This window comes from Rhizobium sp. UFLA01-1127, from assembly GCF_059803845.1.
The window spans coordinates 1-21,217 of record NZ_JAUQTZ010000110.1 but is presented as its reverse complement, the minus strand read 5'-3'; the positions used below and the strand labels follow the sequence as shown (position 1 = coordinate 21,217).

The 21,217-nt window shown below is 60.7% G+C and carries 20 protein-coding genes; 13 read left to right on the top strand and 7 right to left on the bottom strand.

Annotation, left to right across the window (positions count from 1 at the left end):
* The first annotated feature begins 415 nt into the window (after nt 1-415).
* The 4 genes from Q4Q11_RS23380 to ung all read left to right on the top strand — a co-directional run bounded on the left by Q4Q11_RS23380 (nt 416) and on the right by ung (nt 5,305).
* Nucleotides 416-1,294 carry a phosphotransferase gene (locus Q4Q11_RS23380; RefSeq protein WP_498570975.1) on the top strand — a complete coding sequence of 293 codons (879 nt, stop codon included), beginning with the start codon at nt 416-418 and terminating at the stop codon, nt 1,292-1,294.
* 6 nt (nt 1,295-1,300) lie between these two features.
* On the top strand, nt 1,301-3,751 hold the full coding sequence (locus Q4Q11_RS23375) for a GcvT family protein (protein ID WP_498570974.1): 2,451 nt from the start codon (nt 1,301-1,303) through the stop codon (nt 3,749-3,751).
* Between the two features lie 80 nt (nt 3,752-3,831).
* Nucleotides 3,832-4,455 carry an inner membrane-spanning protein YciB gene (locus Q4Q11_RS23370; protein WP_498570973.1) on the top strand — a complete coding sequence of 208 codons (624 nt, stop codon included), beginning with the start codon at nt 3,832-3,834 and terminating at the stop codon, nt 4,453-4,455.
* A 148-nt stretch (nt 4,456-4,603) separates the two neighbouring features.
* Complete coding sequence (gene ung, locus Q4Q11_RS23365; protein WP_498570972.1) at nt 4,604-5,305, top strand: uracil-DNA glycosylase; 702 nt, start codon at nt 4,604-4,606, stop codon at nt 5,303-5,305.
* On the opposite strand, the gene Q4Q11_RS23360 is transcribed toward ung, so the two are convergent.
* Together Q4Q11_RS23360 and Q4Q11_RS23355 are read right to left on the bottom strand one after the other, a co-directional pair.
* On the bottom strand, nt 5,299-5,709 hold the full coding sequence (locus Q4Q11_RS23360; protein WP_498570971.1) for a type II toxin-antitoxin system VapC family toxin: 411 nt from the start codon (nt 5,707-5,709) through the stop codon (nt 5,299-5,301). The two genes, ung and Q4Q11_RS23360, sit on opposite strands and share 7 nt — an antisense overlap.
* Nucleotides 5,709-5,963, bottom strand: a complete 255-nt coding sequence (locus Q4Q11_RS23355) for a type II toxin-antitoxin system Phd/YefM family antitoxin (protein WP_113213489.1) — start codon at nt 5,961-5,963, stop codon at nt 5,709-5,711. Before Q4Q11_RS23355 ends, Q4Q11_RS23360 begins: the two co-directional genes overlap by 1 nt.
* A 218-nt stretch (nt 5,964-6,181) precedes the next feature.
* Between Q4Q11_RS23355 and Q4Q11_RS23350 the strand changes: the two genes are divergently transcribed.
* Both Q4Q11_RS23350 and Q4Q11_RS23345 read left to right on the top strand, forming a co-directional pair.
* Nucleotides 6,182-7,114, top strand: coding sequence for a VOC family protein (locus tag Q4Q11_RS23350; protein WP_113336697.1), 933 nt, complete (start codon nt 6,182-6,184; stop codon nt 7,112-7,114).
* Nucleotides 7,115-7,128: 14 nt separating this feature from the next.
* Nucleotides 7,129-7,740: an alpha/beta hydrolase gene (locus Q4Q11_RS23345; RefSeq protein ID WP_498570970.1), complete on the top strand. Its 612-nt coding sequence runs from the start codon at nt 7,129-7,131 to the stop codon at nt 7,738-7,740.
* Nucleotides 7,741-7,790: 50 nt separating this feature from the next.
* Here the strand turns inward: Q4Q11_RS23345 and Q4Q11_RS23340 are convergent, their stop codons facing one another.
* On the bottom strand, nt 7,791-8,216 hold the full coding sequence (locus tag Q4Q11_RS23340) for a hypothetical protein (protein WP_498570969.1): 426 nt from the start codon (nt 8,214-8,216) through the stop codon (nt 7,791-7,793).
* A 243-nt stretch (nt 8,217-8,459) separates the two neighbouring features.
* Between Q4Q11_RS23340 and Q4Q11_RS23335 the strand changes: the two genes are divergently transcribed.
* From Q4Q11_RS23335 to rutF, 4 genes are all read left to right on the top strand, one after another.
* On the top strand, nt 8,460-9,356 hold the full coding sequence (locus Q4Q11_RS23335) for a DMT family transporter (RefSeq protein WP_112503829.1): 897 nt from the start codon (nt 8,460-8,462) through the stop codon (nt 9,354-9,356).
* A gap of 62 nt (nt 9,357-9,418) precedes the next feature.
* Nucleotides 9,419-9,808 (top strand): RidA family protein, encoded by a 390-nt coding sequence (locus Q4Q11_RS23330; protein WP_112503502.1) that lies wholly within the window; start codon nt 9,419-9,421, stop codon nt 9,806-9,808.
* Between the two features lie 67 nt (nt 9,809-9,875).
* A complete protein-coding gene (locus tag Q4Q11_RS23325; protein WP_112503504.1) occupies nt 9,876-10,604 on the top strand; it encodes a class I SAM-dependent methyltransferase in 729 nt (242 codons plus the stop codon).
* A 182-nt stretch (nt 10,605-10,786) separates the two neighbouring features.
* The gene (gene rutF, locus Q4Q11_RS23320) at nt 10,787-11,326 is read left to right on the top strand and encodes an NADH-dependent FMN reductase RutF (protein ID WP_498570968.1); all 540 of its coding nucleotides are present in this window, start codon (nt 10,787-10,789) and stop codon (nt 11,324-11,326) included.
* 14 nt (nt 11,327-11,340) lie between these two features.
* Here the strand turns inward: rutF and Q4Q11_RS23315 are convergent, their stop codons facing one another.
* The 3 genes from Q4Q11_RS23315 to Q4Q11_RS23305 form a co-directional block, all read right to left on the bottom strand.
* Nucleotides 11,341-12,114: an alpha/beta fold hydrolase gene (locus tag Q4Q11_RS23315; RefSeq protein ID WP_498570967.1), complete on the bottom strand. Its 774-nt coding sequence runs from the start codon at nt 12,112-12,114 to the stop codon at nt 11,341-11,343.
* A 4-nt stretch (nt 12,115-12,118) separates the two neighbouring features.
* Nucleotides 12,119-13,123 carry an NAD-dependent epimerase gene (locus Q4Q11_RS23310; RefSeq protein ID WP_498570966.1) on the bottom strand — a complete coding sequence of 335 codons (1,005 nt, stop codon included), beginning with the start codon at nt 13,121-13,123 and terminating at the stop codon, nt 12,119-12,121.
* Between the two features lie 116 nt (nt 13,124-13,239).
* On the bottom strand, nt 13,240-14,562 hold the full coding sequence (locus Q4Q11_RS23305; protein ID WP_112503514.1) for a UDP-glucose dehydrogenase family protein: 1,323 nt from the start codon (nt 14,560-14,562) through the stop codon (nt 13,240-13,242).
* A 427-nt stretch (nt 14,563-14,989) separates the two neighbouring features.
* Between Q4Q11_RS23305 and Q4Q11_RS23300 the strand changes: the two genes are divergently transcribed.
* The 3 genes from Q4Q11_RS23300 to Q4Q11_RS23290 all read left to right on the top strand — a co-directional run bounded on the left by Q4Q11_RS23300 (nt 14,990) and on the right by Q4Q11_RS23290 (nt 19,815).
* Nucleotides 14,990-15,844, top strand: a complete 855-nt coding sequence (locus Q4Q11_RS23300; protein WP_113222831.1) for a GNAT family N-acetyltransferase — start codon at nt 14,990-14,992, stop codon at nt 15,842-15,844.
* A gap of 219 nt (nt 15,845-16,063) precedes the next feature.
* Entirely contained in the window at nt 16,064-17,359 is a 1,296-nt protein-coding gene (locus Q4Q11_RS23295) for an adenylosuccinate synthase (protein ID WP_112503520.1), read from the top strand.
* A gap of 62 nt (nt 17,360-17,421) precedes the next feature.
* Nucleotides 17,422-19,815: a hypothetical protein gene (locus tag Q4Q11_RS23290; RefSeq protein WP_498570965.1), complete on the top strand. Its 2,394-nt coding sequence runs from the start codon at nt 17,422-17,424 to the stop codon at nt 19,813-19,815.
* 87 nt (nt 19,816-19,902) lie between these two features.
* Here the strand turns inward: Q4Q11_RS23290 and rpoH are convergent, their stop codons facing one another.
* Nucleotides 19,903-20,811 carry an RNA polymerase sigma factor RpoH gene (gene rpoH, locus Q4Q11_RS23285; protein WP_112503525.1) on the bottom strand — a complete coding sequence of 303 codons (909 nt, stop codon included), beginning with the start codon at nt 20,809-20,811 and terminating at the stop codon, nt 19,903-19,905.
* Nucleotides 20,812-21,217: the final 406 nt, after the last annotated feature.

Below are 21,217 nucleotides of genomic sequence, written 5' to 3'. Positions count from 1 at the left end.
GGCCAGGAACTGGATGCGGCTCGCGCCGCCGGCAAGGCGCAGCTCCTCCAGAATCTCGCGTTCGCGATGATTGGAATGAAGCGGTGGCTGGGATATGCCCGACATGGTTTCTGATCCTATTGGGGTATTGATCCCAAACTTCCCTGGCTCGCGGAACGGCCGCTACTGTTGCCGCCGGAGCCTCAATGCGCGCCCCTTTATCCGGTTGCCTCGCCCTGGAGTTTTTAAGGCAAATCTCCCCTACGGTGAAGCGCAGTCTTCAGAATATCCATAGCTCATCCAATTGGAGATGACTTTTCGATTCCAACAAAAAACCAAATATTCGTTTCATTTTGTGGTCTGGTTCTTGACAGCTTTGCGTTTGTGAGGAACCTTCTGCATCCAAGGGATGCTCAGCAGCAGGACCGGAGGGGGAATGACTGCGACGCCGGAAGACAGGATACATTCTCTCGCTATCTGGCAGGGGCCGATCGACATCGCGCCGCTTGTCGGCGGCATCACCAATCGCAACTATCTGGTCGGCAATGCTGGCCGGCGTTTCGTCGTGCGGCTCGGATCGGACATTCCCGTTCATCACATCAGCCGGGCAAACGAGGTGGCGGCAAGCCGGGCTGCCCACGCCGCCGGCCTTTCGCCTGCGGTCATCCATCACGAGCCCGGCATACTGGTGCTCGATTATATCGACGCAAAGCCGCTGTCGGCCAATGATATCCGAGACCCGGCAATGATGAGCCGGGTCGTGCCGCTTGTCCGCTCCTGCCATCGCGAGGTTGCAAGGCATTTTCGCGGACCGGCGGCGATCTTCTGGGTCTTCCATGTGGTCAGGGACTATGCAGCGGTGCTGGCGGCTGGCGATAGCCGGCATAAGCCGCTCCTGCCCTCCTTTCTAGAGATTGCCGAGCGGCTGGAGCGCGTAGCCGCCCCTTTCGAGATCGCCTTCGGCCACAACGATCTGCTGGCCGCGAATTTCCTCGATGACGGCGAGCGGCTGTGGCTGATCGATTGGGACTATGCGGGCTTCAACACGCCGCTCTTCGATCTCGGCGGCCTTGCCTCCAACAATGAATTTTCCGAGGCACAGGAAGAGACGATGCTGGAGGCTTATTTCGACGCTGGGGTCAGCGACGATCTGCGCCGGCGCTATCACGCGATGAAATGCGCTTCGCTCCTGCGCGAGACGATGTGGAGCATGGTTTCGGAAGTCCATTCCGACATCGATTTCGATTATTCATCCTATACAGCTGAAAACCTGCGGCGTTTCGAAAGCGCCTGGCAGGATTTTCGCAATTCTTGAGGTGAGATGATGAAGGAACTGCCTGCTACCGCAAAGACCGTCGTCATCGGCGGCGGCATCATCGGCTGCTCGACCGCCTACCATCTCGGCAAGCTCGGCTTTACCGATACCGTGCTTCTGGAACGCAAGAAGCTGACCTCGGGCACGACGTTTCATGCCGCCGGCCTCGTCGGCCAGCTGCGCACCAGCGCCAACATCACACAGATGCTCGGCTATTCCGTCGATCTCTACAAGAAGCTCGAGGCGGAGACGGGGCTTGCCACCGGCTGGAAGATGAATGGCGGTCTGCGTCTCGCCTGCAATGAGGAGCGCTGGACGGAAGTGAAGAGGCAGGCGACGACGGCGCAATCCTTCGGCCTGCAGATGCATCTCTTGACGCCGCAGGAGGCGCGTGACCTCTGGCCGCTGATGGATGTCGACGACCTCGTCGGCGCCGCTTTCCTGCCGACCGACGGCCAGGCCAATCCCTCCGATATCACGCAGGCGCTTGCTAGGGGTGCCCGCATGAGCGGGGTGTCGATCTTCGAGGATACCGAGGTTCTCGATCTGGAGATCGAGAAGGGCCGGATCCGCGCCGTCATTACCGAGAGGGGCCGCATCGAATGCGAGCGCGTCGTCGTCTGCGCCGGGCAATGGACGCGGACCTTTGCCGGCCGTTTCGGCGTCAACGTGCCGCTCGTCTCGGTGGAGCATCAATATCTCATCACCGAATCCTTCGGCGTGCCCTCCAATCTGCCGACGCTGCGCGATCCGGATAGGCTCACCTATTACAAGGAGGAGGTCGGGGGGCTGGTCATGGGCGGCTACGAGCCCAATCCCATTCCCTGGGCACTTGATGGCATCCCTAGGGATTTCCACTACACGCTGCTCGACAGCAATTTCGATCATTTCGAGCAGATCATGGAGCAGGCGCTGGTGCGTGTGCCGGCGCTGCAGACGGCCGGGGTCAAGCAACTGTTGTGCGGCCCGGAGAGCTTTACGCCCGACGGCAATTTCATTCTCGGCGAGGCGCCGGAACTGAAGAATTTCTTCGTCGGCGCCGGTTTCAACGCCTTCGGCATCGCCTCGGCGGGTGGAGCCGGCATGGCGCTCGCCGAATGGGTCGCCAAGGGCGAGCCGCCTTACGATCTCTGGCCGGTCGATATCAGGCGCTTCGGCCGCCCGCATTTCGACACCGACTGGGTTCGCACCCGCACGCTGGAAGCCTATGGCAAGCACTACACCATGGCTTGGCCTTTCGAGGAGCATTCCAGCGGCAGACCCTGCCGCAAGTCGCCGCTTTACGATCGGCTGAAGGCGCAAGGCGCCTGTTTCGGCGAAAAGCTTGGCTGGGAGCGGCCGAACTGGTTTGCCGATCTTTTTGCCGGCGAGGAGCCGAAGGACGAGTACACCTATGGACGGCAGAACTGGTTCGATGCCGTCGGCCGGGAGCATAAGGCAGTCCGGGAGGCGGCCGTCATCTTCGATCAGACCTCCTTTGCCAAATTCGTGCTGAAGGGGCGTGATGCGGAGGCAGCGATGTCGTGGATCGCCGCCAATGATGTTGCCAAGCCCGTCGGCTCTTTGACCTATACCCAGATGCTGAACGACCGTGGCGGTATCGAATGCGATGTCACTGTTGCCCGCGTTGCCGAGAACGAGTTCTACATCACCACCGGCACTGGCTTCGCAACGCATGACTTCGACTGGATCGCCCGCAACATTCCGGCAGAGATGCATGCGGAGCTGGTGGATGTCACCTCGGCCTATTCCGTGCTGTCGCTGATGGGGCCTAAGGCACGGGCTATCTTGCAGGCTGTTACCTCCGCAGACGTGTCGAATGCTGCGTTCCCCTTCGGCAAGGTGAGGACCGTCGGCGTCGCCGGCTGCCCCGTCCGGGCACTGCGTATCACCTATGTCGGCGAACTCGGCTATGAGCTGCATGTGCCAGTGGAATATGCCGCCAGCGTCTATGACGTCCTGATGGCGGCCGGCCGCGAGCATGGCCTCGTCAATGCCGGCTATCGCGCCATCGAAAGCTGCCGTCTGGAGAAGGGCTATCGCGCCTGGGGCTCCGATATCGGGCCGGATCATACGCCGGTCGAAGCCGGCCTTTCCTGGGCGGTGAAGACGAAGAAGGACATTGCCTTCCGCGGCCGCGAGGCGATCGAGCGGCAGCTGGCCTCGGGCGTGAAGAAGATGCTCGCCTGCTTCGTGCCCGATGATCCGGAGATCGTGCTTCTCGGCCGCGAGACGATCTATCGCGACGGGCAGCGCGTCGGCTGGCTGTCGAGCGGCGGCTACGGCTATACGATCGGCAAGGCCATCGGCTACGGCTATATCCGCGATCCCGGCGGCGTCACGGAGGATTTCGTGCTTTCAGGTCGCTACGAGCTCGATGTCGCGCAGAGCCGCGTGCCATGCCAGGTGTCGCTGAAGCCGCTTTATGATCCGCGGATGGAGCGGATCAAGGGGTGATTGCGGAGGGCGATCTCCTTGATCGTGCTGGTCTGGAGCTTTATGAACCTTCGCTAGCGTCGCAATGAGGGCAGGGTGCAGTGAAAAGCTTTTTCAATGCGGCTAGGCTGCTGCTTGCCGACCTGGCCTCCAGCCTGCTTTTCGTCGTTTTGCTGTCGTTAACGCACAATGCGACGCTGTCGACATGCTTGGCGATCGCGCTTGGTCTTCTCCAGATCGGAATTCAGTTCATTCGGGGCAAGCCTATCGAAGCTATGGAATGGCTGAGCCTTTTTCTGGTCGTTGCCGCCGGTGCGGCAACATTGTTGACGGATGATCCACGTTTCGTGCTGTTCAAGCCGAGCGTCATCTATGCGACCATCGGTGTGGTGATGCTCAAGCCGGGCTGGATGAAACGGTATTTGCCGGCCATCGCGCGGTCGGTCGCACCGGATGTCGCCACCTATGTGGGCTTTGCCTGGGCTGGCCTGATGTTCCTGTCCGCTGCGCTCAATGCTTTCGTTGCCATCGCCTTTGATCTATCCACATGGGCGGTCATCATGCCGGCCTTCGGCATCGGCAGCAAAGTGGTGCTGATGCTGGCCGGGTTTGCTGCGATCCGCCTCACGGTAAGGCGGCGGGTGCGCGCGATGCCTGAGGCCGAACGCGACGCTTTGCTGATCGCGACGGGGATGAGGGCGCAACCGCTAGCAACGTCCGCTTGAGGCTTGGCGGCGTCGCCAACATAGGCGGGCATAGAAATGCTATTGCCGGAAAGCTGTGATCTGCCTGCCGCAATGGATGTCCTTTCCTTGACACGCCGTCGCTTTCGTCCTCAATCGACATGCTGACAACTGACGGAGGCGAAAGACGATGGCGGAAGCGAACATCAAGCTTGAGGAGAGCTGGAAAGAGGCGCTTTCGCAGGAGTTCGAAAGTCCTTATATGCAGCAGCTCAAGTCTTTCCTTGTCGAGGAAAAGCAGCGCGGCAAGGTGATCTTTCCGCGCGGCAGCGAGTATTTCCGGGCGCTTGATCTGACGCCGCTCGATGAGGTGCAGGTGGTTATCCTCGGGCAGGATCCCTATCACGGTTTCGGGCAGGCGCACGGGCTCTGCTTCAGCGTGCGTCCTGGCGTGCGCATTCCGCCGTCGCTGGTCAATGTCTACAAGGAGCTGGAAACCGATCTCGGCATTCCGCCGGCACGCCACGGTTTTCTGGAAAGCTGGGCGAAGCAGGGTGTGCTTCTGCTGAATAGCGTGCTGACGGTGGAGGAATCCCAAGCCGCCTCGCATCAGGGCAAGGGCTGGGAGCGCTTCACCGATGCCGTCATCCGCCAAGTCAACGACGAATGCGATGGCGTCGTCTTCATGCTATGGGGCTCCTATGCGCAGAAGAAGGCCGCCTTTGTCGATACCAAGCGTCATTTGGTGCTGAAGGCGGCGCATCCGTCACCACTGTCGGCCCATAATGGCTTCCTCGGCTGCCGGCATTTCTCCAAGGCCAATGCCTACCTGGCCGAACACGGCAGAAACCCGATCGATTGGGCTCTGCCGAGCAATCCCGAGGCTCAGTAAGGTGTCTGATCCCACGGGTTGATGATCGAAGCGCCGGTGTCGTCGAAATCTTCGATGTAGCGGGTGACGACGATAAGATCATGAACGACCGCCGTTGCCGCGATCAAACCATCGGCATCGCCGCGCGGGCGTTGCGCCGCGATACGTCCCCATTCGACGGCGATCTGATCGGTAATGGCAAGGATGCGATTGCGATGGTCGTGCCGGATCTTGCGCAGCCATTCTTCCAGATGAGCTGCCGCGCGTGGGTCCGATTTTCGCTTCAGCGCAATCCCGCGCATGATCTCTCCAAGTGTGATGACACTCAGATAGATGGTGGAGGGATCGACCGAGCGCAGCCAGTCAATCGCTTGGGAATTGCCACGCCGAATTTCCGAAATGACGTTGGTGTCAACAAGATACATCAGAAAAGGACATCCCGGCTTGGCGCTTTGCTGCGCTTCGATACGGCATCGGCCATTTCGTCATCCCATGCTGGTCCGGATAGCAGATCATCCGCAAGGCTTGGTTTGCCGGCCAAGAGGGTATCGTAGTCCTCGGCAGACAGGACGACAGCCGCACGTTCACCGCGCAACGTGACGGTTTGCGGACCCTCGTTACGCGCTTTCTGCACGACTTTTGAAAACTGGTTCTTTGCGTCCTGCAATGGCCAATCCATCGGACTTCCTCTAGCTAGACTGTCTAGCTTAAATTAATGCTGGTTATGTTTGGAATCAACCACAGAATGACCTTATCTTCCTGTGAACGATCTGAATTTATCGTTCACTCATTGGAGACAATCCGTTTGGCACTTGAGGGCTATCGAAACGCGGCTCACAAGACCATCTTCTGCCCATGAGAAACGCCTGCCGGTGCAGGCGAGCAAAGGGGTTAGAGATGCTCAACCAGATCAAAGGTCTTCACCACGTTACCTCGATGGCGGAAGACGCCCGGACCAACAACAAGTTCTTTACGGACACGCTCGGCCTGCGCCGCGTCAAGAAGACGGTGAATTTCGACGCCCCCGATGTCTATCACCTCTACTATGGCGACGAGGTCGGCACTCCCGGCACGATCATGACCTATTTCCCCTTCCCGAAGATGGCGCGCGGCCGTCCGGGGACCGGCGAAGTTGGCAATACGGTCTACTCCGTTCCGGAAGGCGCCATTGGCTACTGGACCGAGCGGCTCGGCCAGTACGGCGTCGAGGGCCTGAAGGTTGACGAATCCTTCGGTCAGAAGCGCCTGCATTTTGCCGGCCCGGATGGCGATGGTTTCGCGCTCGTCGAGGTCAAGGACGATAAGCGTCTGCCCTGGACGCATAATGGTGTCGATGCCGAACATGCCATCCGAGGCTTCCATTCCGTTGCCATGCGGCTCAGGGATGAAGGTGCCACGGCCGAACTGCTGAAATATATGGGTTACGAAATCGTCGATACGCATGAAGGCGTCAAGCGGCTTGCCATTCCCGGCGGCAACGGTGCCGACTATGTCGATCTCGAAACCATGCCGAACATCAACCGCGCGCTTCCGGGCGCAGGCTCCGTCCACCATGTCGCCTTTGCCGTCGAGAACCGTGCAAAGCAGCTCGAAGTGCGCAAGGCGCTGATGGATACGGGCTATCAGGTGACCCCGGTCATCGACCGCGACTACTTCTGGGCGATCTACTTCCGTACGCCGGGCGGCGTGCTGTTCGAAGTCGCCACCAATGAGCCCGGCTTCAACCGTGACGAGGATACCGCCCATCTCGGCGAGGCGCTGAAACTGCCCGAACAGCATGCGCATCTGCGCGGCCTGATCGAGCAGCATCTGGAGCCGCTGGAAGGCTAATCGGAGAAAGGACCATGACTGATACGAGCTATGTGCACCGGCTGAAGGCCGGTGCATCCGGGAAACCTATTTTCTTCACTTTCCACGGCACCGGCGGCGACGAGAACCAGTTCTTCGATTTTGCCGCCCGGCTGCTGCCGGACGCCACCATCGTGTCGCCGCGCGGCGATGTCTCGGAATATGGCGCGGCGCGCTTTTTCCGCCGGACGGGCGAAGGTGTCTATGACATGGCCGATCTTGCCCGCGCCACGGAAAAGATGGCAGCCTATGTCTCGGAGCTGGCGGAGCAACACGGCGCGTCGCAGGTGCTTGGCCTCGGCTTTTCCAACGGCGCGAACATCCTTGCCAATGTTCTGATCGAGCACGGCGATCTTTTCGATGCGGCCGTGCTGATGCATCCGCTGATCCCGTTCCAGCCGAAGGATAATGCCAGGCTGGAGGGCAGGCGCGTGCTGATCACCGCGGGCGAACGCGATCCGATCGCACCCGCTCCGGTCACCAGGGCGCTGGCCGATTACTTTATCCGGCAGGATGCCGAGGTTACGCTCGAATGGCATCCGGGCGGCCACGATATTCGCCCCGGCGAGATCGAGGTGATCCGCAGTTTCCTTGCGCCTTACGCTTAGAGCCTTCGCAAAACACCGGGCTGCGCCGCAGAGACTTTGCTGCGCAGCCGTTATTTACCAATCAGGTGCATCATCGCCTTCGCTTGAGAGGCGGCTTCGAGCCTGGTCTTCTGATCGATATAGTCTGCTCCGCAGAAGCGGTTCAGATTGGCGAAATCCATACTATCCGGCAGCGCATGCCTTGCTTCGGCAATCACCATGCGCCAGGCGCAGCCAAGCATCTTGTCGGGCTGGATCGCCTCGTCGCAGCCGGTGCTGAGGCATAAGGCGACATGTTTCTGCGCCCGATATCCGCCCGCAATGGCTTCCTCGTAATCGGCCTTCCAACTGTCGCGGGTATGTTCGCATCGGGCGGGATTGCTGCTCTGGCTGCATTGCACCGAATTGTCGACATAGGTTTGGGCCGGCGGCCACATCGGACCGTCGACCAGGCTGACGCAGCCGCAGGCGAACAAAGTGGCTGACAGCAGGCGCAATTGATTCTCCTTCGACGGGGTTGCCAAAACCCTAGAGCGATCGCAAATATGTGCAAGATCAATATGATCCTGCCAATACCAATGGGTAGGTAGGCGCCCTTTGATTGCCAGCCGAAGGTGGCGTGACCTTCCTGCAACCACTGCCATATTCCGGCATTAGCGACATCCAGCGGCGCAAGCTTTGCTTGTAGGCGCCATGGCCGCCCGCTAATGATCTGCCACTATAGGCTGGGGGATTCCATCGTGACGCTGGCGGAGCAGCAGCAATACAGGTTGGGTGTGATCTATGTGGCGCTTTCGGCGCTCGCCTGGTCGACCTCCGGCCTCTTCGTGCGGGCGATCCACGCCGATCTCATGACCATCCTCTTCTGCCGCGGCATCGTGTCCGGCCTTGGCGTTTTTGCGCTGTTTTTCTACATCGAGCAGCGCAACGCCTTTCGCGTCCTGCGTTCCATGCGTGGTCCCTCGCTGGCGGCAACGATCTTTTCCACCGCCTCCATGATCAGCGGCATCGGCTCGATCTATTACACCTCGGTTGCCGATGCCATGGTCATCTACGCAACGGTACCCTTCGTCACCGCGGGCGTTGCCTTCCTTTTCATCCGGGAACGCCCCAACATGAGGACTCTGATCGCCAGCGGCATTGCCTTCATCGGCGTGCTTGTCATGCTTTCCGGGCATTCGAGCGACGGCGGCAGCTGGCTGGGCAAGGGGCTGGCCGCCATCATGACGCTGACCGTCGCCGGGCTTGCGGTCGTCATGCGTCAGCACCGTAACGTGCCGATGCTGCCGGCCATGGCTCTATCTGCCTGGCTGTGTTCCTTCATCACCTTCTGGTTCGCCTCGCCGCTTTCGATCTCCGGCCAGGATCTCGGCCTGATCATTGCCTTCGGCATCGTCCAGAACGCCATGGGCCTCAGCCTCTATACGTTCGGCTCGCGGCTGGTGCCGGCCTCCGATGCCGCCCTGCTGACGGCGCTTGAGGTGCCGCTGACGCCGCTCTGGGTCTGGATGGTCTTTGCCGAGCGCCCTTCGACGGCGACACTGATCGGCGGACCGATCGTGCTTGCGGCGCTTTTCGGACATATCCTGTTGGAAGTGCGCCGAAACCGGGCAGCTATTTCAGCACAAGCGCATTGAACGGCTTGTCCGCACAGCATCAAAATGCTGATATCCCCTCCGATCAAGAGGAGTCGATATCGATGAAAAAGGTATTCAACCCCCCATCCGTTCGCCGCCCTTTCGGCAATTACAATCACGGCCTACTGGTGCCGCCGGGCGCCAGTCTTCTGGTCACGTCCGGCCAGCTCGGCATTGGTATCGACGATCGCATTCCGCCTGATGTTACCGCCCAGGCCGAACTGTGTTTCAAGGCGATCGGCGCTATCCTCGAGGAGGCCGGCATGGGGTTTGCTGACGTCATCCGTATTGGCGGCTTCGTCACCACGCGCGAGGATTTTCCCGCCTACATGGCCGTGCGCGATCGCTATGTCCAAAATCCCGCACCGGTCTCAACGCTGCTGATCGTCGGAGGGTTTACGCGGTCCGAGTTTCTGGTCGAGGTCGAGGTTACGGCGGCGAAGGTGATTTGATCTTAGCAACAGGCCCGCCCGTTGGCCGTTCTGTTAGGTTGGCCTTGCCGATCTGCGGGAGACATGTATGACCCAGAATATCTACGACGATCCGGGTTTCTTCGAAGGCTATAGCCGCCTGCAGCGTTCCATCGAAGGGCTGGCGGGTGCGGCCGAATGGCCGGCGATCCGTGGCTTGATGCCAGATATGAACGGCCTCGATGTCGTCGATCTCGGCTGCGGTTTCGGCTGGTTCTGCCGCTGGGCGGCCGAGCAGGGCGCAGTGAGCGTTCTTGGGCTGGATGTCTCGGAAAAAATGCTGGAACGTGCGCGAGCGGAAACGGCCGATGCACGCATCCGCTATGACCGCGCCGATCTCGAGAAACTTCAGCTTCCCAAAGCGGGTTTCGATCTCGTCTACAGTTCGCTCGCTTTCCATTATATCAAAGGCTTTGCCGGATTGCTGACAACGATCCGTCAGGCGCTGAGGCCTGGCGGTCGCTTAATCTTTTCGATCGAGCATCCGATCTACATGGCGCCGCGGCGGCCGGAATGGTTCGATGACGCCGACGGCGGCAAGATCTGGCCGCTCAATGCCTATCAGATCGAAGGACCGCGGCTGACGAACTGGCTGGCCGAGGGCGTCATCAAGCAGCATCGCACGATGGGCACGACGCTCAACCTTCTGATCAAGTCCGGTTTCACCATTGTTCATGTCGAAGAATGGTCGCCGAGTGATGACGACCTCGCCGCGCATCCCGATTGGGCAATCGAGCGCGAGCGGCCGATGTTTCTCCTGATCTCCACCCGCACCTAAGGCATGCCTCAGCACGGCGCCGTAGCTTCGAATCCGGCAATTGGCCTATTTTCTTTTTTGTTGATAGATTTTATAGAAAATTAATTGCTCGTGAACGGCGGGTTCCGCAAAATGTCGTTTCTTGAGGCGCAGCCTCCCCGTCGATAGTGTGGGATGACTGGCGCGAGTTAGGGAACAGTGCGATGAACATGAAAACCTCCGTGGCAATCGAGAGGGCGGTGCCTGTCGCCGATCCCGATATCGCGCGCAGCGAGTTTCGCAATGCCATGGCGAGAATGGCAGCGGCGGTGAACATTGTCACCACCAACGGCCCTGCGGGGCTCGCCGGCTTTGCCGCGACCGCCGTCTGCAGTGTTACCGACAGCCCACCGACCCTGCTCGTCTGCCTCAATCGCAGCGCTTCCGTTCATCCCGCCGTCACGCAAAACGGCGTGCTCTGCGTCAATGTTCTGTCGGAAGCGCATCAGGATCTGTCGCGGCTCTTCGGCGGCAAGACCCCGGTTGCCGAGCGCTTCGCCGGTGCCTCCTGGTCGGAGCTATCGACCGGCGCGCCTGTGCTTGAGGACGCCCTCGTCTCGTTCGATTGCCGCATCGTCCGGCAGGCCGATGGCGGAACGCACGACATCCTGCTTTGCGAAGTCGATGCTATCCGTCAACGTGACGAGGGGCAGGGGCTTATCTATTTCGATCGGGCCTATCATCCTGTGGGTCGGGCCGAATAAAGCCGTGCGGGTAGTCACGCCAGAAATTCTTCGATCGCCTTTATGACGAGGGCAGGGTGCTCGCGATGCGGCACGTGCCCTGTGTCTCGCACGATATAGACCGGGCCGCGTCCGGCCGCGATCCGACGGGGATGAGCCTCGGAGCCATACTCGTCGCGGTCCCCGTGAATGGCGAGCACCGAGCAACGGAGCTTTTCAAGAGCCGGATCGAGCGACCACCCGGTGCGTTCGGATGCAAGCCACGTATCGATCCATGCATGCAGCACCCAATCGGCCTTGCTGCCGTGATATCTCTCAAGTCGGGCGAAAGTCTCTGCCGACTCGAATTCCTGCTGCGCAATCCTGATGCCCTGCAGGGTTCTCTCCTCCACGAAAGCCTGGGCGGCGATGGTGACGACGGCCCGGCAGCGCTCGCCAAACCTTGATCCCGTCTCTACCGCCATACCGCCGCCGACACTGTGTCCGCAGGCAACGAATTCTTGAATGGAAAATTGCTCGCATAACAGCGGGACGAAATCCTTTGCCTCGGACTCAATGAAATCCTGTGTCAGAAGGTCTTTTCGGGCATCGGATCGACCAAAACCCAGCCGGTCATAGGCAATGACCCGACGCCCGAGGGAATGGGCGAGCCGTTGCGGGAAATCTCTCCAAAGCGTGATGCATCCGAGGGAATCGTGAAACAGGATGATCGGCTGCTGTGATCTCAGGACGGCCGGCCTCCATGATTTGGCGTAAAGCCGTCCGGGCGGGCTCTCGATCCAGTGCTCCGATTCGACGATGCCGCTCATTCCGTCAGTAATTGTCCTGATACCATTCGACGAAGCGCTTCACGCCCTCGTCGACTTCGATGTGCGGCTTGAAACCGGTGAGCGCCACGAGCAAATCCGGGACAGCATAGGTATTGTGAACGTCGCCGGGCTGCATCGGCAGCATCTTGCGAATTGCTTTCTTGCCGAGCATCGTCTCGATGGTTTCGACGAAGGTCATCAGCCCGACCGGCTGGCCGCCGCCGATATTGACGACGCGGAAGGGCGCATTCTTCGACAGCGTATCGATGACCGTTTCCGATACCACCCGATTTTCCTCCGACGGCACAACGCCGATGAGGCGGACGATGCCTTCGACGAGATCGTCGATATAGGTAAAATCGCGGCTCATCTTGCCTTCGCCGTAAATCTCGATCGGTCTGTCGTTGCGGATGGCATCGACGAATTTGAAGAGCGCCATGTCCGGGCGGCCCCAGGGGCCATAGACGGTGAAGAAGCGGAAAGCGGTCGTGGGCAAGTTGAAGAGATGGGCGTAGCTATGCGCCATCAGCTCCATGCTCTTCTTGGTCGCCGCATAGATCGTCATCTGCTCGTCGGCCTTGTCGCTTTCGGCAAAAGGGATCTTTTCGTTGGCGCCGTAGACGGAGGAGGTCGATGCCAAAAGAAGGTGCTTCGGCTGCAGGTTTCTCGCCAATTCCAGGATGTTGAATGAACCGACAAGGTTGGAATCGACGTAGGAGCGCGGGTTTTCGAGGCTGTAGCGCACGCCGGCCTGTGCGGCGAGATGAACGATCACATCGGGCTCGGCGAGTTCGGCTGCGTGGTCCAGCGCGGCCTTATCCTCCAACATGCCCGTCACGGCCTTGAAACCGTTGGAACGCGCAAGGATGGCTGTGCGCTTTTCCTTGAGCTTGACGTCGTAATAGGGCGTCATGCCGTCGAAGCCGACCACGAAATGCCCCTCGTCGAGCAGGCGTTTGGCGAGGTGGAATCCGATGAAGCCGGCAGTGCCGGTGATGAGATAACGCATTGATCGACCTTTGCTTAAAGCATTTCCAGGAAAAACGCGCCGCGGTTTTGCGCCCGGAATGCGTAAAAGAACAAGAAAATGGAACGTTTTCGCGTCTCGAAAAATGAGAAAGCGCTCTAGAGTGCGGCGCCGTTCGAGGGTCTGCCGACGCTTGTATAGGCAAAGCCGTGCTTTGCGACCTCGTCATGGCGATAGATGTTTCTGAGATCGACGAGGACCGGAGCCTTCATGACGGATTTGAGCCGCGCGAAATCCAGCGCGCGGAACTGGTTCCATTCCGTCACGATGACGATCGCATCGGCGCCGCGTGCGGCGCTATAGGCGTCCTCGGAATAGGCGATGTTGTCGATAATCAGGCGGGCATGCTCCATGCCCTCGGGATCGTAACCCGTTACCGTTGCACCGCCGTCCTGCAGCGTCTGGATGATCGAAATCGCCGGGCTGTCGCGCATGTCGTCGGTATTCGGCTTGAAGGTCAGGCCGAGGACTGCGATCGTCTTGCCTCTGACGTCGCCGCCCATGGCTGCGATTACCTTGCGGCCCATGGCGCGCTTGCGATTGTCGTTGATGGAGATCGTCGTCTCGATCAGGCGCACGGGGCTGTCAAAATCCTGCGCGGTTTTGGCCAGTGCCAGGGTGTCCTTCGGGAAGCAGGAGCCGCCATAACCGGGACCGGCATGCAGGAATTTCGAGCCGATGCGGCCGTCAAGGCCGATGCCGCGCGAGACTTCCTGCACATTGGCGCCAACCTTTTCGCAGAGATCGGACATCTCGTTGATGAAAGTGATCTTCATGGCCAGGAATGCATTGGCGGCGTATTTGATCAGCTCCGAGGTGCGCCGGGACGTAAAGAGCAGCGGCGCCTGGTTGAGATAGAGCGGCCGGTAGACTTCGGTCATGACGCCGCGGGCACGTTCGTCGTTGAGGCCGATGACGATGCGGTCTGGCCGCTTGAAGTCCTCGATGGCGGCACCTTCGCGCAGGAATTCCGGATTGGAGACGACGGCGACATCGGCCTCCGGATTGGTTTCGCGCACGATGCGCTCGACCTCGTCGCCGGTGCCGACCGGCACGGTCGATTTGGTGACGATGACGGTGAAGCCCTTGACGTGCTGGGCGATCTCTCGCGCGGCGGCGTAGACGTAAGAGAGATCGGCATGGCCGTCGCCGCGCCGCGACGGCGTGCCCACCGCGATGAAGACGACATCGCTTGCGGCGACGCTCGCCTCCACTTCCGTCGTAAAGGAGAGACGACCGGCGCGAACATTGTCCGCAACGAGCTGCTCGAGGCCAGGTTCGAAGATCGGCATTTCACCCCGCTGCAGCGCGTCGATCTTGCCTGCGTCCTTGTCGACACAAATGATGTCGTGGCCGAAATCAGCAAAGCAAACGCCCGACACAAGCCCCACATAACCCGAACCGATCATCGTGATGCGCATGAGACTCCCTTCCTTTTGCTGGCGTCGGCTCGGCGTCGAGACGCAAAGCAGACATTGGCGCTTATCCAAGCTTATACATAGGATTGCCGCCGACGCCTATATGCGATGCCCGGTTTAGGAAAATTGCGATAGAAGTGTCACAGGAGGCCGCTCGCATTCCAAAGCGCGTCGCGATCTTTCAGATTCCTGTGCTTCAGGTCTTTGATTTTGCGCATGTCGTTGCCGCGAGACCGTTACACGCTTTTGCGCGACCTGCTTTGGCTGTTGTATTCATGCAATTGCCCTGCTTTTCCAAATGAAACGAAGCCTTTGTACTTTAATGTTATCGTTGCCTATTGTTAGGGATTGGCATCATGTTGCCGCATGATCAATCGGGCGCAATCGTTCCATGGGAGCGGCTGTGTAATGGGCGGTTCGGGACTATTGCATGAAATCGACTTTTGCCGTGCGTACGATGCGGGCTGGCGAGCTGGAGCTCGCTCTGGAATGGGCACGGCAAGAGGGATGGAATCCCGGTGTTGACGATGCCCCGGCCTTCTGGGAAGCGGATCCATCGGGCTTTCTGATCGGCGCGATCGGCGAAGTGCCGGTCGGCTGCATTTCCGTTGTCCGCTATGGCGAAACTTTCGCTTTTCTCGGTCTTTACATGCTTCATCCGGAATTTCGCGGCAGGGGATATGGCAAACAGCTTTGGAATAGGGGCATGGCGCTGGCCGGCAATCGCATAATCGGGCTCGATGGGGTCGTCGCCCAGCAGGAAAACTATCGTCGCTACGGATTCGAGACAGCCTATCGAACCCTGCGCTACGGCGGCATTCCCCAAGTGCCCGATGTGGGCGAGCAGGCCAGGCAGGTGGTGCCGGTCACCGACGGCAAGCTTGATGCGCTGGTGCACTACGACGCGGAAATTTTCCCGGGCCTGCGGTATTCCTTCATCCGTGCTTGGTGCGGCACTCCCGAAAGGCGCAGATCCTTCATCGTCGGTGGCGGAAGCAGGGTGCGCGGCTATGGTACGATCCGGCGCTGTTTCGAGGGCTATAAGATCGGTCCGCTGTTTGCCAACAAGCCGGAGGTCGCGCTTGCCCTGCTGGGCAAGCTGCTTGCCGAGGCCAAGGGAGCGCCTGTTTATCTGGACGTGCCGGCAGACAATCTTCCGGCCATCAAGCTCGCGGAAGAATGTGGCCTGTCGCCGGTCTTCGAGACGGCCCGCATGTATCGTGGCAAGGCGCCGGAAATGCCGCTCGATCGCGTATTCGGCGTAACCACGCTCGAACTCGGGTAACCTTTTCCGGCTGGTCGGCGGGCTGGCACTGCGTTTCATTGTTCTCGATTCCGGCGCCATCCGTTCCTCAGGCAGCAAAATCCTGTTGGATGCGCCGATTCGTCACGCAAAAAGCTGAATCTCCTGAGACAACAGGGTCGCTTTCCCAAAAACAAAGCTTTATAGATGCGCGGGTTTGAGCAAGGCGCGCCGCCGCGCGCAGGAAGCGGGAATGGATAAATGACGAATGTTGTAGTGATCGGCTCGCAATGGGGCGACGAGGGCAAGGGCAAGATTGTCGACTGGCTTTCGGAACGCGCCGATGTGATTGTACGCTTTCAGGGCGGCCATAATGCCGGTCATACGCTTGTTGTGGATGGCGTCAGCTACAAGCTTGCGCTCCTGCCTTCCGGGCTTGTGCGCGGCAAGCTCAGCGTCATCGGCAACGGTGTCGTCGTCGATCCCCATCATTTCGTCGCCGAGGTCGAAAAGCTGCGTGCCCAGGGCGTCGCGGTCACGCCCGACGTGCTGCGTGTTGCCGAGAACGCACCGCTGATCCTGTCGCTGCATCGCGATCTCGATGCCATGCGCGAAGATGCGGCCTCGAACAGCGGCACGAAGATAGGCACGACGCGCCGTGGTATCGGCCCGGCTTACGAAGACAAGGTCGGCCGCCGCGCCATCCGTGTCATCGATCTTGCCGAGCCCGAAACGCTGCCGGCCAAGATCGACCGGCTTCTGACCCACCACAATGCGCTGCGCCGCGGCATGGGCGTCGATGAAATCTCCTTCGATGCCCTGCATCACGAACTGACATCCGTCGCCGAACACATTCTGCCCTATATCGATCAGGTCTGGCGCCTGCTCGACGAGCAGCGCAAGGCCGGCGCCCGCATTCTTTTCGAAGGTGCGCAGGGCGCGCTGCTGGATAACGACCACGGCACCTATCCATTCGTGACCTCGTCCAATACCGTGGCCGGCCAGGCAGCCGCCGGCTCCGGTCTCGGCCCGACCGCACTCGGCTATGTGCTCGGCATCACCAAGGCCTATACGACGCGCGTCGGCGAAGGGCCGTTCCCCTGCGAGCTGCATGACGAAATCGGCAAGCATCTGTCGACCGTCGGCCGCGAGGTCGGCGTCAATACAGGCCGTCCGCGCCGTTGCGGCTGGTTCGATGCGGTGCTGGTGCGTCAGACCGTAAAGACCTCGGGTATTACGGGTATCGCGCTCACCAAGCTCGACGTGCTCGACGGCCTCGACGAACTGAAGATCTGCGTCGGCTATACGCTCGACGGCAAGGAGATCGACTATCTTCCGGCAAGCCAGGCGGCGCAGGCTCGCGTCGAGCCGATCTACATCACGCTCGAAGGCTGGAAGGAATCGACCGTCGGCGCCCGCAAATGGGCCGATCTGCCCGCGCAGGCGATCAAATATGTCCGGCAGGTGGAAGAGCTGATCGGTGCGCCTGTGGCGCTGCTTTCGACCAGTCCCGAGCGCGAGGACACCATACTTGTGACGGACCCCTTTGAGGGCTAAAGTTCCCAACCTATGACGAATCCCGGCTCGGCTGCCACGCCGGGCATCATGAGAAAGTGCTGATGGCGGATTTTGTAGCAGTTATTCGACGGGCCGTTGACGGCCTGACGGAAAATACTCCCGAGATGCGGGTCAAGGTTTACGATCGAGCTCGTGGTGCCGTGCAGCGGCAGCTCGAGAGCATGAAGCCACGCCCGCCCGAGGAAATGCTGCGCCGCCAGCTCGACAAGCTCGAAGCTGCGATCGTCGAGGTCGAGGCCGAGCATGCGGAAGCCTTGCCGGGCGCCGAGGAACCGGTCGCGGAGGCGCCCGTAGCGCACGAGGAGGTTGCTCCCGAGCCCGTGCGGGAGCATCATGCACCCGAGGAAGTCCATGCCGCGCCGCATGCGGAAGAGCCTGCGCCCGCAGAGGTTCATGCCCATGAGGAGCCGGCGGCGGTCGTGCCGCCGGTCCATGAAGAGCCAGCCTACGAGGAGCCGGCCGCGCATGTCGAGCGCGACCATGCGCATGAGCAGCCGGCGGTTGAGGAATGGAGCGAACCGCATCGGGAGGAAGAGCATCTTGCGTCGGCTGCCGAACATGCAGGCGTCGAGCATCATGCCGAGGTTCACGAGGAACCGGCACCCGAGCCGGTCTATCACGAAGAGCCGCAACACCATCTGGAACAGGTGCCGACGGTTGCTGCTGCCGAGCCTGCCCACGCTGCTCCCGCGCCGCACGCACAACCAGTGCCGGTTGACGATGTCATAAGCCAGGTCGAGCAGATCTGGGCGGAGGTCGATGCGCCGGTTCGCCGTGCTGCGCCGGAGCCGGCCCTTTCACGACACAACGAACCGGTGATGCCGGCTGCGGCTTTCGCAGAAGCGCCGTTCGGCCATCCCGTCGAGGGAGCCGCGGCTGCAAAGGCGCCCGCCGGCAATCAGGGGTTCGTCTGGGATGCGGATGTCTTCGAGGAGATGCAACCCATACCGGCGGCTTCGAAGCCAGTCCAGCAGCCAGCCCGGCAAATGCCGGAAAACGCCTTTGACGACGTCGATCTCTTCGCGGACGTGCATCCATCCCGCAAGACGGCAGCCGATACCGACAACGCCAATGACGGCTGGCGCGAGCTTAAGGAGCTCGCCGGCTTCGACAAGCGTGCCGAAGACGAGCGGGGCGGCGGTCCCACCGTTCCCCCCGATCTCGATCAGGCGATGGCGGCGAAGCTGCAGGGCCGAAGCTTCCGCATGGAGCCGAAGCGCCGCCGCTTCAGCGTTACCGGCATCATCGTCACGCTCGTCGGCCTTGCGGTCGTTGGGGGTGGTGGCTATGCGGCCTGGCTGAACCGCGATGCGCTCAACAACATGGTGACGAAGCTTGTCAGTTCGGCGCCCAAGAATGCGGCAGTGCCTGCCTCGTCGGATACGGCGAGCAACAAGGTTCCGAATAACGGCAATGCTGCGGCTCCAGCCCAGCAGCCGTCGGCTCCGCCGCCGCAAAACAATGCGGCCGCTCAACAGCCGTCGGGTGCAGGCAACACGGATGCCGCAGCGTTGAGCAGCGATCCCAATACGGTCAATACGAAATTCACCCAGCGTCTTCTGGCCAACGGCACGGAAGAGGACGGGGGACCCGCTCCGAACGGCCAGCCTGGAGTCGTCGAGGGCAAGTCCGTGGCTGAGCAGAATGTCGCTGCTGCCACGCGGCCTGCCACGGCCACGCCGCCGGCGACCAATACCGGCTCTCCCCAGCCCCAAGCTCAGGCACCGGCTCAAACGCAGACCCAGGCTCCCGCGGCCGCCGCACCGGCGACGCCGTCCGCCGCGGCAGGCCAGCAGGCTCCCGCCGCCAACCAGCAGCAGGCAGCCGCCAACCAGCCGCCGCCCGCAACGCAGCAGACCGCGCCTGTTGCCGACGGGCAGAAGGTCTTCCTCTATGAAGAGCGTCTCGGCCAGACGTCGCCCACGGCCTTCCAGGGTACGGTCACCTGGTCCGTTCAGCAGGGGAAGGGGGCTGACGGCCGGCCAGAGCCTTCCGTGCAAGGTCTCATCACTGTTCCGGATCGCGGCCTGACGGCGACGATCACGGTTTCGCGGAATTCGGACTCCTCGCTGCCGGCCAGCCATCTGATCGAACTCGCTTTCCAGGTGCCTCCGAATTTCGAAGGTGGAGCAATCGACAATGTCCAGCGCGTTGCGTTGAAGGCAACCGAGCAGGATCGCGGCGATGCCCTCATCGCCGTCCCGGCCAAGGTCACCGATGATGTCTACATGGTTGCGCTCAACGATTTCCCGGATGCGCGCAAGACCAACCTCGATCTTTTGAAGAACCGCAACTGGATCGATATTCCGGTCGTCTATCGCAACGGCCGCCGCGCCCTGTTGACCATGGAAAAAGGCCCGACCGGCACCGACGCCTTCAACAAGGCAATTTCGGAGTGGCAGGCGCTGGGCGGTGTCGCCTCGAGCGGTCAGTAAGCTTTCTGGAATCGACAGACATGGAAAAGGCGGGCTTGCGGCCCGCCTTTCCTTTTATCCGTTTGCCTTGCCAGATGGAGGGAAGCGTCAAGCTGTAGCTTCGACGACGCGGAGCGCCTTGGCGCGTTCCAGCGCATCCTTCTGTACGGCTTCCTGAACCTTTTCGAAGGCACGAACTTCGATCTGGCGTACACGCTCGCGGCTGATGTCGAATTCGGCCGAAAGATCTTCCAGCGTCACCGGCTCGTCGGCGAGACGGCGAGCCTCGAAGATGCGGCGCTCACGATCGTTCAGCACGCTCATGGCGCGGGCCAGCATCCGGCGGCGCGTATCGAGTTCGTCCTGCTCGATCAGCACCGCTTCCTGGCTGTCGTGATCGTCGACAAGCCAATCCTGCCACTGGCCGGAATCGCCCTCGGAGGCCTTGATCGGCGCATTCAGCGAAGCGTCGCCGGAAAGGCGGCGGTTCATCGAAACGACTTCCTCTTCCGAGACCTTCAGCTTGTTGGCGATCTCGGTGACATGTTCGGGCTTCAGATCGCCGTCGTCGATGGCCTGGATGCGGCCCTTGAGCCGGCGCAGGTTGAAGAACAGGCGTTTCTGGTTGGCCGTCGTGCCCATCTTTACGAGCGACCACGAGCGCAGGATATATTCCTGGATCGAAGCCTTGATCCACCACATGGCGTAGGTTGCCAGGCGGAAGCCGCGTTCCGGATCGAACTTTTTCACGGCCTGCATCAGGCCGACATTGCCTTCCGATACGACTTCGCCGATCGGCAGGCCATAGCCGCGATAGCCCATGGCGATCTTCGCCACGAGGCGCAGATGGCTGGTGACGAGCTTGTGCGCGGCCTGACGGTCCGCATGTTCCGCATAACGCTTGGCGAGCATGTACTCTTCCTGCGGCTCCAGCATCGGGAACTTGCGGATTTCGTCGAGATAACGATTGAGGCCGGCTTCTCCGGCAGCAATGGATGGCAAGGTATTACGGGCCATGATTTTGCACCCTCCTATTCAAGATCTGGTTCCTTCTGGGGGCGTATTTGCGCCTTCTGCGAAGCGGACCAAGGCGTACGGGTCCACGGACCCCGCACTCAACCAATGTAAAGATAAGTACGGCGAAACGGTGATTCAAGGATGTGGTCACGCAAGTGTTACAGCAGCGTGACCACTGGTCTCGCCGGGACATCGCCCTCGGGACTATCCTCCCGATCAATCCGGCGCCATATGACGTAACCATGTCGACCTCCCAAACGCGGTCGCGTTTTCGGTCAGTACAGGCGCTCGGACTTCGGTCCTTCATACGCGATATTATAGGGCGGTAGAGGGCAGGCGTCCAGTCATTGTGACGTTTCGCGCCTATCCTCTGAGTGCTGCCGCCAATTCCTCCATGTCATCGGGC